Consider the following 13,392-nt stretch of genomic DNA (forward strand, 5'->3'; position numbering starts at 1 on the left):
GTCGCCACTCAGCGCTTACGCTTCTGGTTCGCGCGGCCGCGGTTGCCCGGCCGCTTCTGCCCGCCGGGCCTGCGCTGGCCGCCCTGCTTGGCCGACTGCTTGGGGGTGCCGTTCGTGGCGGCGGTGCCGTTCGCCGAGGAGTCGTCGGCGGCCGGGGCGTCCTGTTTCTTGCGGACGTCGACCGGCTTGGCGCCGGGCTTCGGCGCGTTCTGCGCGCGCAGCTCCAGCTTCTTGGCCTTCTTCTCTTCCTCTTCCTTCTCCATCCGGCCGAACACCAGGTGCTGCTGACCGTAGGTCCAGATGTTGTTGGCCACCCAGTAGATCAGGATGCCGATCATCAGGAAGGGGCCACCGACCATGACGCCGAGCGGGAAGACCCACAGCGACAGCTTGTTCATGATCGCGGCCTGCGGATTGGCGGCGGCCTCGGGCGTCTGCCGCTGCACCGAGGCGCGGGCGTTGAAGTGGGTCGCCAGACCGGCGATCACCATCAGCGGAACCGCGACGAGCGCGATGTTGAGCTTGGTGGGCGTGCCGCCCCAATCGGCGAACGCCTGCAGCTGGTCGGTCGGCGCGGTGATGAAGGCGGCGATCGGCGCGCCGAAAATACGGGCGCTCAGGAAAGACTGGACGTCGGCCGCGCTGAAGATGTAGTTCGCGGTGTGCGCGTTGTCGTAGGCCGACATCTCGAGCTGACCGAAGCCGCTACCGGTGCGGTTGAACGAACGCAGCACATGGAACAGACCGAGGAACACCGGCACCTGCACCAGCACCGGCAGGCAGCCCATGAGCGGGTTGAAGCCGTGGTCCTTCTGCAGCTTCTGCATCTCCCGCGCCATGGTCTCGCGGTCGTTCTTGTACTTCTTCTGCAGCTCCTTGATCTGGGGCTGCAGCTCCTGCATCTGCTTGGTGGTCCGCACCTGCTTCACGAACGGCTTGTACAGGATCAGCCGCAGGGTGAAGACCAGGAACACGATGGCCAGGCTCCAGGTGAGCCCGCTGTCGGCTCCGAAGACAAAGCCGAAGGCTTTGTGCCAGAACCACAGAATCGCGGATACCGGCCAATAGATGATGTCGAGCACGGCTCTAGGTACTCCCGTCGTTCGTATCGCCGATCAGCACGGGCGATGACTTTGTGAAGGCATTCGACCCGCGCTCCGGCACGGGATCCCACCCTCCAGGGTGCCAGGGTGCGCATTTGGCCAGGCGCACGACCGTCAGCACCGAGCCGACGAGCAGGCCGCGCGTCCGCAGGGCGGTCACCGCGTACTCACTGCAGGTGGGGGTGAACCGGCAGATCGGCATCCGGGTGGGGGAGACATAGTTCCGGTACAGCTCGATCAGGAAGATCAGCGCGTCGGCGGGTAGCCGGGTGAGCCTGCGCATCACCGGTCACCGGCCGAGGTGCGACCGAGCGCGGGCTCCGGCGCCTGCCTCGAGCCCAGCTTGCGCAGACCGGTGCGCAGCTGGCGCAGCAGCTCGGCGGAGTCGGCGGTCGCCGCACCGGGCAGGGCCCGGATCACGACGTCGGTGCCGACCGGGAGTTCGTCGACCACCTGGCCGCACATATGACGCAGGCGGCGGGCGACCCGGTGGCGAACCACCGCGTTACCCACCGCCTTGCTGACAATCAGCCCGAACCGCGGACCGCCTACGCGGACCAGCGAATCGCCGTCGGCGACATCGTCGTACGTGTGCGTGAACGCATGTACGACGAGATCTCGCCTCCCGATTCGCTGACCGCGGCGCACCGTGCGGGAGAATTCGGCACGGTGGTGCAACCGATACGGCTCAGGCAACACCCGAGCGTCCGACTACGCGCGATCAGGCAGTCAGTTCGGCACGGCCCTTACGGCGGCGCGCCGAAACGATGGCGCGACCCGCACGGGTGCGCATCCGGAGGCGGAAGCCGTGCACGCGCGCCCGACGACGGTTGTTCGGCTGGAACGTCCGCTTGCCCTTGGCCACGGTCAACACTCCTCGAGTTGGTGGGCACCGGTCAGGTACCCGAAGTTTTCGGTGATTCGGATCTCTGCGCAGCGGACCGCGGTCTACGCGCAGATTGCCTTGGCGATCGACGTGCAGCACAGAGCCGCCACCGCGCCAAGGGGTGACTGTCTGAGGGTACTGATACCGCTACACCGGGTCAAACTCGGCCCCCAGCGCCCCGCGCCCACCGTGATCGCGCGGGCCGGCCGCGCCTGCGTCGCCCGACACGCCCGGGACCACCCGCGTATCCACGACACTTTTCGTGAGTTCTTCCACACCTCTGGCCTTCGGCGGCTCGGCCAGCTAGCCTCTGTAGCCGGGCGATTGCTGCAGAACCGCAGGTCCAGCCCCATTCACTGCCACACGCTGGCAGAATTCCCCTATCCCCAGGTTTGTCCACATCTGTGGATAATTGTGTGGATAAACGGCCGGAGTGGCATATTCGGTGCTCCAACGAACCGGTCCGGGGAGGACTCCGCATGGATGACGAGCAGAACGTGCTGGCCACAGTATGGCCGGAGGTTGTTGCCGAGCTCACCACCGGTTCGGCCGACGGCGCCATTCCCGCGGTCAGCCGCGCTCAGCAGGCGTGGCTGAAACTGGTCAAGCCGCTGACCGTCGCGCAGGGCTTCGCGTTGCTGTCGGTTCCCTCGTCCCTGGCCCAGGAAGCGATCGAGCGCGATCTGCGCGAACCGATCCTGCGTTCGCTGGGCCGCAGGCTCGGCCCCCAGGTCGAAGGACTCGGCGTGCGCATCGCCGCGCCGATCCCGGCCGCGGGGGAGCGCAGCGGCAGTGCGCCCCGGCACGCGAGGATGACCAGCAGGCCCGAGCGCCCCCGCGAACAGACCCGTCCACCCGCGGGCTACCCCGGCCCCGATTTCAGCGTTCCCGACTACGCCGCGCGCGGCGAGTACGGCAGGCCCCGCTACGGCACGGGCGAGTTCGAGTACCAGTCCGCGCCCGAGTATCCCCAGGGTGGCGACTACGCCAACGGTTACGGCGGCCGCGGCGAGTATCCCGGCCAGCCCGCCGAGTACGGCGAGCGCCAGGACTACCAGGGTCATCGCGAGTACCCGGCCGAACCGGAGTACCAGCAGTCCGAGTACCAGCCGCAAGCCGAGTACCAGCCACAGCAGGACTACCAGCCGCAGTCCGAGTACCAGCAGGCACCGGAATACAAGGGCACCGAGTACCCGGCCGAGCGCACCGAATTCCCCGGCACCGACTACGAGCCGACCACGCCCTATCCCGTCTCCGACTACGCCGGTGGCGAGTTCGGCGGCCGCGCGGAGTTCCGTGGCGGGCGCCCCGAGCAGCGCGCACCCGAGCCGGCCGCCGCGCCGCGCCGTGAGCAGGGTGGCTCGCCGCGCCGCGAGCACATCCCGCCCGGCCAGGAGTCGCTGTTCACCCCCGATCCGGCGCAGCGCGCGCCGGGCCGCGGCCGCCCGCAGTCCGAGGAGCCCGCCTCCGCACGGGTCGAGGACGCCCCGGTCGACGCCGTGCCCGACACCCCGTTCCCCGGCCAGCCCGGTGCCGAACCCGCCGACGACGAGCCGGTGGTCGACGCCCGCGACAACTGGCCGACCTACTTCAGCAAGTCGCCCGAGGCGCCGCCGCAGCCCTCGTCCTCGGCCAGCCTGAACGCCAAGTACACCTTCGAGACCTTCGTCATCGGTGCCTCCAACCGCTTCGCGCACGCCGCCGCGGTCGCCATCGCCGAGGCGCCCGCGCGCGCCTACAACCCGCTGTTCGTCTGGGGCGCTTCGGGTTTGGGCAAGACACATCTGTTGCACGCGGCCGGGCACTATGCCCAGCGGCTGTTCCCCGGGATGCGGGTGAAGTACGTCTCCACCGAGGAGTTCACCAACGACTTCATCAACAGCCTGCGCGACGACCGCAAGGTCGCGTTCAAGCGCCGCTACCGCGAGACCGACATCCTGCTGGTCGACGACATCCAGTTCATCGAGGGCAAGGAAGGCATCCAGGAGGAGTTCTTCCACACCTTCAACACCCTGCACAACGCGAACAAGCAGATCGTCGTCTCCTCCGACCGCCCGCCCAAGCAGCTGGCCACGCTGGAGGAGCGGCTGCGCACCCGCTTCGAGTGGGGCCTGATCACCGATGTGCAGCCGCCCGAGCTGGAGACCCGCATCGCGATCCTGCGCAAGAAGGCGCGGATGGACCGGCTCGACGTGCCGCACGACGTGCTCGAGCTCATCGCCAGCCGGGTCGAGCGCAATATCCGTGAGCTCGAGGGCGCGCTCATCCGGGTGACGGCCTTCGCCTCGCTCAACGGTCAGCCGCTGGACCTGTCGCTGGCCGAGGTGGTGCTGCGCGACCTGATGCCCGACACGGCCGCGCTCGAGATCAACGCGGCCACGATCATGGCCGTGACCGCCGAGTACTTCAACACCACCCTGGAAGAGCTCACCGGGCCCGGCAAGGCGCGTCCGCTGGCACAGGCCCGTCAGATCGCGATGTACCTGTGCCGCGAGCTCACCGATCTGTCGCTGCCCAAGATCGGCCAGGCCTTCGGACGCGACCACACCACGGTGATGTACGCGGAGAAGAAGGTGCGCAAGGAGATGACCGAGCGGCGCCGGGTCTACGACCAGGTCCAAGAACTCACAGCCCGGATCAAGCAGCGTTCGCGCTGATTTCATCCCCAACCCCGAACACCGCCCTGACCTGGGGCGGTGTTCTTTTTCGCCCTGTGGATTCCTCGAGGAATCCCTGTGGAATCCTCGAGGAATCCACCGGTTGTGCACCGGTTCACCCACAGGGGCTGGGGATCGGGTGGGGAGAATCTACTCACAGGGAGTTGTCCACATCTTCCACAGGTCGGTGCACTCACAGGCCGACGACCACGCTGACCTGCGGCGCTGCCGAAACCGGCCTGTGGATTCCTCGAGGAATCCGTGTGGAGTCCTCGAGGAATCCACCGGGTTGCCCCCAGGGTGCCCCTGGGTGTGAACAACCGGGTGAATCCGGTGGAACAACTCGAGGACAACTCGAGGATGGATGTGGGACAACTTCGGCCGTCCACAGACGGCTCGGATTCATCCTCGAGTCACTCCACGTTCATCCCCATGCCGACGTGCGCCCTGACATGCGGAAACGGGCGAAATCCACAGATTCCACAGTGCCTATTACTACTTCAGTTCTCATTCTTAGGAAGATCTCTTGAAAACAGGGTGTGTGGAAACTCGGATCGGGAGGCTCGGCTCGGGCGGTGCTCCACTCACAGGCGGCAAGGAGGAGAGGGGATGGCCGGACAGGCCGGTATCCACCGGGAGGGTCGGTGCGGACTTCACGCGTTGCCCGGGTACCGTTTGGTTGTCGGCTGGTTGTGCGAGACTCAGTGCGCGGTCGACGCAGCACCTCAACTCCGCTGAACACACCCGCACCACGGATTCGACACTCGGAGAGGACACATCGGGCGATGGAGCTTGCGAGCATGAAGTTTCGGGTCGCCCGGGAGGATTTCGCCGAGTCGGTGGCCTGGGTGGCCCGTAGCCTCCCGTCCCGGCCTCCCGTGCCGGTCCTCGGCGGTGTCCTGCTGGTGGCCGACGAGAACGGCCTGACGGTCTCCGGGTTCGACTACGAGGTCTCCGCGCAGATGCGCGTCGCGGCCGAGGTCGCCGGTCCCGGCCAGGTGCTGGTCTCGGGCCGCCTGCTGGCCGACATCACCAAGGCGCTGTCGAACAAGCCTGTGGACGTCTCCGTCGACGGCACCCGGGTGCTCATCGCCTGTGGCAGCGCCAAGTTCTCCCTGCCGACCATGCCGGTCGAGGATTATCCCCAGCTGCCCGAGGTTCCCTCACAGACCGGTGAACTGGGTGTGGATGTCTTCGCCGCCGCGGTCGGCCAGGTCGCCGTCGCCGCGGGTCGTGACGACACCCTGCCCATGCTCACCGGTATCCGGGTGGAGATCGAGGGCAACGACGTGGTGCTCGCCGCCACCGACCGCTTCCGGCTGGCCGTGCGTCATCTGCAGTGGCAGCCCACCCGCCCCGACATCGAGACCGCGGTGCTCATCCCCGCGCGCACGCTGTCGGAGGCCGCCAAGACTCTCGGTGCCGCCGAGGCGCCCGTGCAGCTGTCGCTGGGCAGCGGGGGCGACGGCCTGCTCGGCATCGTCAACGCGGGCAGGCGCACCACCACGCGCCTGCTGGACGCCGAATTCCCCAAGTTCCGCCAGTTGCTCCCCAAGGAGCACACCTCCATCGCCACGCTGCCCGTGGCGGCGCTGTCGGAGGCCATCAAGCGTGTGGCCCTGGTGGCCGAGCGCGGTGCCCAGGTGCGCCTGGAGTTCTCCACAGACGGCGTGCTGCTGTCGGCGGGTGGGGACGACGCGGGCCGCGCCGAGGAATGGCTGGAAGCCGATTTCCGCGGCGAGCCGCTGACCATCGCGTTCAACCCCGGCTACCTCACCGAGGGCCTGTCGGCGCTGCACGCGGAGCGGGTCACCTTCGGGTTCACCACCCCCAGCCGTCCCGCCGTGCTGCTGCCCGCCTCCGACGAGGAGCCCAAGGTGCTCGAGTCCGGGGCGTTCGCGGCGCTGGAGAGCCAGTACATCTACCTGTTGATGCCGGTCCGGCTGCCCGGCTGAGCCGGCCCGCCCGCGTAACCCGGCATGTTCATCCGTGCGCTGTCGGTGCGTGATTTCCGGTCGTGGGAACACGCCGAGCTGGAGTTGTCCCCAGGGCGCACGGTGCTGCTGGGGTCCAACGGCAACGGCAAGACCAATCTGCTCGAGGCGGTCGGTTACCTGGCCACCCTCGGTTCGCATCGCGTCTCCGCCGACGCCCCGCTGATCCGGATGGGCGCCACCCAGGCCCGGATCGGGGCCACGGTGGTGAATCTGGGCCGCGAGTTGCGGGTGGATGTGGAGCTCAAGGCGGGCAGCGCCAATCGCGCGCAGATCAACCGCTCGCCGGTGCGCCGGTCCAGGGAGATCCTCGGCATCCTGCAGACCGTGCTGTTCGCGCCGGAGGATCTGGCGCTGGTGCGCGGCGACCCGGGGGAGCGGCGGCGCTTCCTCGACGAGTTGTGCACAGCCCGGCTGCCCAGGCTGGCGGGTGTGCGCGCCGACTACGACAAGGTGCTGCGCCAGCGCTCGGCCCTGTTGAAAACCGCTGGGCGCCAGGTTCGTTCGCGGGCCGATCTGAGCACCCTGGACGTGTGGGACGGGCATCTGGCCGAGCACGCCGCGGTGTTGCTGGCGCAGCGGCTGCGGCTGGTACACGACCTGTATCCCTTTCTCGCGCAGTCGTATCGGTCGATCGCGCCCGAATCACGGCCCGCCGCAATCGCTTACCGTTCGGGATATCTGCCGCCGGAGCTGCTCGATCCGGCCCGGGTTCCCGAGGACGACGACGTGACCCGCCTGCACGCGATCGTGCTCGACGAACTGGCCGCGGCGCGCGGCAGGGAACTCGATCGCGGGGTGTGCCTGGTCGGCCCGCACCGCGACGACCTGGAGCTTCTGCTGGGCAGCGCCCCCGCCAAGGGCTTCGCCAGCCACGGTGAGTCCTGGTCGTTCGCGCTGGCGCTGCGGCTGGGCTCGTTCGAGCTGCTGCGCAGCGCGGGCACCGAGCCGGTGCTGCTGCTCGACGACGTGTTCGCCGAACTGGACCGGCGCAGGCGGACCGCGCTGGCCGAGGTGGCCGCGGGTGCCGAGCAGGTGCTGATCACGGCCGCGGTAGCCGAGGATGTGCCACCGGAGCTGGCGGCCGAGCCGCTGCGGGTGCAGACCACCGGCGAGGCCGACCGGCGGGTCTCGCGCATCGTCACCGAGCCGGTCGCGGAACCAGAAGATATGCACAGGTAACGATAGTTATCAACAGACCCTGTGGAAAACCGGCGACATCCTGGACATATAGCGCCTCGGCGCGCCCCGGAACCTGTCGGTGCCCGCGCGTAGACTCTGTGCACACCCAGCCCCCAGCGACCCGGAAGGCGGAAAACCTGTGCAGGAAGAACCGGCACCGGAGCTGCGCGGGATCGATCTGGCACGCCGGGCGCTCGAGGAGGCCAGGGCCGCGGCCAAGGCCAGCGGCAAGTCGGTCGGGCAGGGCAGGGCCTCGCCGGTGCGCAAGCTGCGGGCCGGGGGCAGGCGGCGCAGCGGCTGGTCCGGCGCCGGTCCCGACCCGCGCGATCCCCAGCTGCTGTCCTCGCTGGCCGGCTCGATCGCCAAGAGCCGTGGCTGGTCGGGAAAAGTGGCCGAGGGCATGGTGTTCGGGCGCTGGGCCAGTGTGGTCGGCGAGGACATCGCCGCGCACGCCACACCGGTGACGCTCGAGGGCGGCATCCTCAAGATCGCGGCGGAGTCCACGGCGTGGGCCACTCAGCTGCGCATGCTGCAGGGTCAGATCCTGGCCAAGATCAATGCCGCGGTCGGCCAGGGCGTGGTCACCCAGCTGCGCATCACCGGCCCGGCGGCGCCGAGCTGGCGCAAAGGTGAACGCCACATCAAGGGCCGTGGGCCGCGCGACACCTACGGGTAGTCCGGACCCGACCCTATTCGCTCTCACGAACGGCAAAATTCCACAAGTGGCGGAAACATCCCGGCGTGGATCGATTTCTTGCATTCACGGCGTCGTCAGGGGTGTCGTAGGTGCACTGTAAGTTGGGCTTACCAGTAGGATGGTGACGTAACCAGCGGCGAACCCTCGGCGCGTGCTGTGCAGCCGCTCGTGTGCTGCCCGGCGCCAGGGATCAGCAAGTAAGGAGAGCTACCGACAAGTGGCTGCCAACGATTCCAACGCATCGGGCGACAAGCAGGGCTACGGTGCCTCCTCCATCACGGTCCTCGAGGGTCTCGAGGCGGTACGCAAGCGCCCCGGTATGTACATCGGTTCCACCGGTGAGCGCGGTCTGCACCACCTCATCTGGGAGGTTGTGGACAACTCGGTCGACGAGGCGATGGCGGGCTACGCCACCCGCGTCGATGTGACCCTGCTGGCCGACGGCGGTGTGGAGGTCGTCGACGACGGCCGCGGCATCCCCACCGGCATGCACGCCCAGGGCATCCCGACCGTCGAGGTCGTCATGACCCAGCTACACGCGGGCGGCAAGTTCGACTCCGACTCCTACGCCGTCTCCGGTGGTCTGCACGGTGTCGGTATCTCGGTGGTCAACGCGCTGTCGAGCAAGCTGGAAGCCGAGATCGACAACGACGGCTACCACTGGACCCAGGTCTACAAGGACGCCAAGCCGGGTCAGCTGATCCAGGGCGAGCCCACCAAGCGCACCGGCACCACGATCCGCTTCTGGGCCGATCCGGAGATCTTCGAGACCACCACCTACAACTTCGAGACGGTCTCGCGCCGCCTGCAGGAGATGGCCTTCCTCAACAAGGGCCTGACCATCACCCTCACCGACCAGCGGGTCAGCGAGTCCGACGTCACCGACGAGGTCGTCAGCGAGACCGCCGAGGCGCCCAAGCACGCCGAGGAGGGTGTCGAGGCGCCGGCCGAGCCCAAGGTCAAGACCCGCACCTATCACTATCCGGGCGGCCTGGTCGACTTCGTGCGCCACATCAACCGCACCAAGACCGCCATCCACAACTCCGTGGTCGGCTTCACCGGCAAGGGCACCGGCCACGAGCTCGAGGTCGCGATGCAGTGGAACTCGGGCTACTCCGAGTCGGTGCACACCTTCGCCAACACCATCAACACCCACGAGGGCGGCACCCACGAAGAGGGCTTCCGCGCGGCGCTGACCACGGTGGTCAACAAGTACGCCAAGGAGAAGAAGCTCCTCAAGGAGAAGGACGGCAACCTCACCGGCGACGACATCCGCGAGGGCCTGGCCGCCATCGTGAGCGTCAAGGTCGGCGAGCCGCAGTTCGAGGGCCAGACCAAGACCAAGCTGGGCAACACCGAGGTCAAGTCGTTCGTGCAGCGCGCCTGCAACGAGCACCTGACGCACTGGTTCGAGGCCAACCCGGCCGACGCCAAGACCATCGTGCAGAAGGCGGTGTCCTCGGCGCAGGCCCGGGTGGCCGCGCGCAAGGCGCGTGAGCTGGTGCGCCGCAAGTCGGCCACCGACCTGGGCGGGCTGCCGGGCAAGCTGGCCGACTGCCGCTCCAAGGACCCGAGCAAGTCCGAGATCTACATCGTGGAGGGCGACTCGGCCGGTGGTTCGGCCAAGTCCGGCCGCGACTCGATGTACCAGGCGATCCTGCCGCTGCGCGGCAAGATCATCAATGTCGAGAAGGCCCGCATCGACCGCGTCCTCAAGAACAACGAGGTCCAGTCGATCATCACCGCCTTCGGCACCGGCATCCATGACGAGTTCGACATCGCCAAGCTGCGCTATCACAAGATCGTGCTGATGGCCGACGCCGACGTCGACGGCCAGCACATCTCCACGCTGCTGCTCACGCTGCTGTTCCGGTTCATGCGCCCGCTCATCGAGCACGGGCACGTGTACCTGGCACAGCCGCCGCTGTACAAGCTCAAGTGGCAGCGCAGCGACCCGGAGTTCGCCTACTCCGACCGCGAGCGCGACGGCCTGCTCGAGGCCGGTCTTGCCGCGGGCAAGAAGATCAACAAGGACGACGGCGTCCAGCGCTACAAGGGTCTGGGCGAGATGAACGCCAAGGAGCTGTGGGAGACCACCATGGACCCCTCGGTCCGGGTGCTTCGTCAGGTGACGCTCGACGACGCCGCCGCGGCCGACGAGCTGTTCTCCGTGCTGATGGGCGAGGACGTGGAGGCGCGTCGCAGCTTCATCACCCGCAATGCCAAGGACGTCCGCTTCCTCGACGTGTAGCCGGTCGGGCGGGGGTTAGGGGAATCGAACCCCTAACCCCTGCCTGCAACTGCCGTTGCCCCCGAGCCTTCTTACGGAGACCTCTTCATGACTGAGACCACACTGCCCCCCAACGGCGGCGCAGGCGACCGGATCGAACCGGTCGACATCCAGAACGAGATGCAGTCCAGCTACATCGACTACGCGATGAGCGTGATCGTGGGCCGCGCGCTGCCCGATGTGCGCGACGGCCTCAAGCCGGTGCACCGGCGCGTGCTCTACGCGATGTACGACAACGGCTACCGTCCCGACCGCGGCTACGTGAAGTCGGCGCGTCCGGTCGCCGAGACCATGGGTAACTACCACCCGCACGGCGACTCGTCGATCTACGACACCCTCGTGCGCATGGCCCAGCCCTGGTCGCTGCGCTATCCGCTGGTCGACGGCCAGGGCAACTTCGGTTCGCGCGGCAACGACGGCGCGGCCGCCATGCGCTACACCGAGTGCCGCCTGACGCCGCTGGCGATGGAGATGCTGCGCGAGATCGACCACGAGACGGTCGATTTCGTCCCCAACTACGACGGTCGCTCGCAGGAGCCGACCGTGCTGCCCGCGCGCGTGCCCGCCCTGCTGATGAACGGCAGCAACGGCATCGCGGTCGGCATGGCCACCAACATCCCGCCGCACAACCTGGGCGAGCTGGCCGAGGCCATCTACTGGGCGCTGGACAACTTCGACGCCGACGAGGAATCCACGCTGGCCGCGTGCATGGAGCGGGTCAAGGGTCCGGACTTCCCGACGCACGGCCTGATCGTGGGCGGCCAGGGCATCCACGACGCCTACACCACCGGCCGCGGTTCCATCCGCATGCGCGGTGTGGTGGAGATCGAGGAGGGCAGCCGCGGGCAGACCCAGATCGTCATCACCGAGCTGCCGTACCAGGTGAACACCGACAACTTCATCAACTCCATCGCGGAGCAGGTGAAGGACGGCAAGATCGCCGGCATCTCCGACATCCACGACGAGTCCTCCGACCGCGCGGGCATGCGCATCGTGGTGACGGTCAAGCGCGACGCGGTCGCCAAGGTCGTGCTGAACAACCTGTACAAGCACACCCAGCTGCAGACCAGCTTCGGCGCGAACATGCTCTCGATCGTCGACGGGGTGCCGCGCACGCTGCGCCTGGACCAGATGATCCGGTACTACACCGATCACCAGTTGGACGTCATCGTCCGGCGCACCCGCTACCTGCTGCGCAAGGCCGAGGAGCGGGCCCACATCCTGCGCGGCCTGGTCAAGGCGCTGGACATGCTCGACGAGGTCATCGCGCTGATCCGGCGCTCGGCCAACACCGACACCGCGCGCACCGGCCTGATGCAGCTGCTCGACATCGACGAGATCCAGTCCACCGCGATCCTGGACATGCAGCTGCGTCGCCTCTCGGCGCTGGAGCGGCAGAAGATCGTCGACGATCTGGCCAAGATCGAGCTCGAGATCGCCGACTACAAGGACATCCTGGAAAAGCCCGAGCGCCAGCGCGCGATCGTGCGCGACGAGCTGGCCGAGATCGTCGAGAAGTACGGCGACGACCGCCGCACCAGGATCATCGCCAACGACGGTGACGTGGCCGACGAGGACCTGATCGCCCGCGAGGACGTGGTCGTCACGATCACCGAGACCGGCTACGCCAAGCGCACCAAGACCGACCTGTACCGCTCGCAGAAGCGCGGCGGCAAGGGCGTGATGGGCGCGGGTCTCAAGCAGGACGACATCGTCAAGCACTTCTTCGTCTCCTCCACCCACGACTGGCTGCTGTTCTTCACCAACAAGGGCCGCGTCTACCGGGCCAAGGCCTACGAGCTGCCCGAGGCCAACCGCACCGCGCGCGGTCAGCACGTGGCCAATCTGCTGGCCTTCCAGCCGGACGAGAAGATCGCCCAGATCATCCAGCTCAAGACCTACGAGGACGCGCCGTACCTGGTGCTCGCGACACGCGCGGGCCTGGTGAAGAAATCCAAGCTCACCGATTTCGACTCCAACCGCTCCGGCGGCATCGTCGCGGTGAACCTGCGCGACGACGACGAGCTGGTCGGCGCGGTGCTCTGCTCGGCCGACGACGACCTGCTGCTGGTCTCGGCGCACGGCCAGTCGATCCGCTTCGCGGCCACCGACGAGGCGCTGCGGCCGATGGGCCGGGCCACCTCGGGTGTGCAGGGCATGCGTTTCAACGCCGACGACGAGCTGCTCTCACTCAATGTCGTGCGCGAGGGGACCTATCTGCTGGTCGCGACTGCGGGCGGTTACGCCAAGCGCACCGCGATCGAGGAGTACACCGCGCAGGGTCGCGGTGGAAAAGGCGTATTGACAATCCAATACGATCCCAAGCGTGGCAGCCTGGTCGGAGCGCTCATCGTCGACGACGAGGACGAGTTGTACGCGATCACTTCCAGTGGTGGCGTCATCCGCACCGCTGCCAAGCAAGTTCGTAAAGCTGGACGCCAGACCAAGGGCGTGCGATTGATGAACCTCGCGGATGGCGATACCTTGCTAGCGATCGCGCGCAACGCCGACGAGCCCGATCCCGATCAGCTCACCGGCGACGCGGCCTCGGAGCAATAACCCAAACAGCGGCGGCAACGAACG

The 13,392-nt window shown here is 67.7% G+C and carries 10 protein-coding genes; 6 read left to right on the plus strand and 4 right to left on the minus strand.

The features are described from left to right. Positions 1-8: 8 nt before the first annotated feature. The 4 genes from yidC to rpmH are packed head-to-tail and all read right to left on the minus strand — an operon-like array spanning position 9 to position 1,968. The gene (gene yidC / locus ACWEMY_RS01345; RefSeq protein WP_452388387.1) at positions 9-1,082 is read right to left on the minus strand and encodes a membrane protein insertase YidC; all 1,074 of its coding nucleotides are present in this window, start codon (positions 1,080-1,082) and stop codon (positions 9-11) included. A gap of 4 nt (positions 1,083-1,086) precedes the next feature. Next, positions 1,087-1,386 (minus strand): membrane protein insertion efficiency factor YidD, encoded by a 300-nt coding sequence (gene yidD / locus ACWEMY_RS01350; RefSeq protein WP_375932082.1) that lies wholly within the window; start codon positions 1,384-1,386, stop codon positions 1,087-1,089. Next, complete coding sequence (gene rnpA, locus ACWEMY_RS01355; protein WP_452388388.1) at positions 1,386-1,802, minus strand: ribonuclease P protein component; 417 nt, start codon at positions 1,800-1,802, stop codon at positions 1,386-1,388. The genes yidD and rnpA overlap by 1 nt, the downstream gene beginning before the upstream one ends. A 22-nt stretch (positions 1,803-1,824) precedes the next feature. Then, entirely contained in the window at positions 1,825-1,968 is a 144-nt protein-coding gene (rpmH, locus tag ACWEMY_RS01360; protein ID WP_005516618.1) for a 50S ribosomal protein L34, read from the minus strand. Between the two features lie 500 nt (positions 1,969-2,468). Here rpmH and dnaA point away from each other — a divergent pair, with 500 nt between their 5' ends. The 6 genes from dnaA (at position 2,469) to gyrA (ending at position 13,368) form a co-directional block, all read left to right on the plus strand. Then, complete coding sequence (gene dnaA, locus ACWEMY_RS01365) at positions 2,469-4,646, plus strand: chromosomal replication initiator protein DnaA (protein ID WP_452388389.1); 2,178 nt, start codon at positions 2,469-2,471, stop codon at positions 4,644-4,646. Between the two features lie 785 nt (positions 4,647-5,431). Further along, complete coding sequence (gene dnaN / locus ACWEMY_RS01370) at positions 5,432-6,601, plus strand: DNA polymerase III subunit beta (protein ID WP_375932091.1); 1,170 nt, start codon at positions 5,432-5,434, stop codon at positions 6,599-6,601. Positions 6,602-6,625: 24 nt separating this feature from the next. After that, positions 6,626-7,822 (plus strand): DNA replication/repair protein RecF, encoded by a 1,197-nt coding sequence (gene recF / locus ACWEMY_RS01375; protein WP_452388390.1) that lies wholly within the window; start codon positions 6,626-6,628, stop codon positions 7,820-7,822. A gap of 139 nt (positions 7,823-7,961) precedes the next feature. After that, positions 7,962-8,498 carry a DUF721 family protein gene (locus ACWEMY_RS01380; protein ID WP_375932097.1) on the plus strand — a complete coding sequence of 179 codons (537 nt, stop codon included), beginning with the start codon at positions 7,962-7,964 and terminating at the stop codon, positions 8,496-8,498. Positions 8,499-8,736: 238 nt separating this feature from the next. Beyond that, on the plus strand, positions 8,737-10,770 hold the full coding sequence (gyrB, locus tag ACWEMY_RS01385) for a DNA topoisomerase (ATP-hydrolyzing) subunit B (RefSeq protein WP_452388391.1): 2,034 nt from the start codon (positions 8,737-8,739) through the stop codon (positions 10,768-10,770). 87 nt (positions 10,771-10,857) lie between these two features. Next, complete coding sequence (gene gyrA, locus ACWEMY_RS01390) at positions 10,858-13,368, plus strand: DNA gyrase subunit A (RefSeq protein WP_375932103.1); 2,511 nt, start codon at positions 10,858-10,860, stop codon at positions 13,366-13,368. The last annotated feature ends 24 nt before the right edge of the window (positions 13,369-13,392 follow it).

This window comes from Nocardia sp. NPDC004415 (assembly GCF_053602435.1).

Bases quoted from the DNA above. Each gene is read 5' to 3' on its own strand.
- dnaN (WP_375932091.1), top strand. From the start codon at position 5,432: ATGGAGCTTGCGAGCATGAAGTTTCGGGTCGCCCGGGAGGATTTCGCC.
- gyrA (WP_375932103.1), top strand. From the start codon at position 10,858: ATGACTGAGACCACACTGCCCCCCAACGGCGGCGCAGGCGACCGGATC.
- yidD (WP_375932082.1), bottom strand. From the start codon at position 1,386: ATGCGCAGGCTCACCCGGCTACCCGCCGACGCGCTGATCTTCCTGATC.
- dnaA (WP_452388389.1), top strand. From the start codon at position 2,469: ATGGATGACGAGCAGAACGTGCTGGCCACAGTATGGCCGGAGGTTGTT.
- recF (WP_452388390.1), top strand. From the start codon at position 6,626: ATGTTCATCCGTGCGCTGTCGGTGCGTGATTTCCGGTCGTGGGAACAC.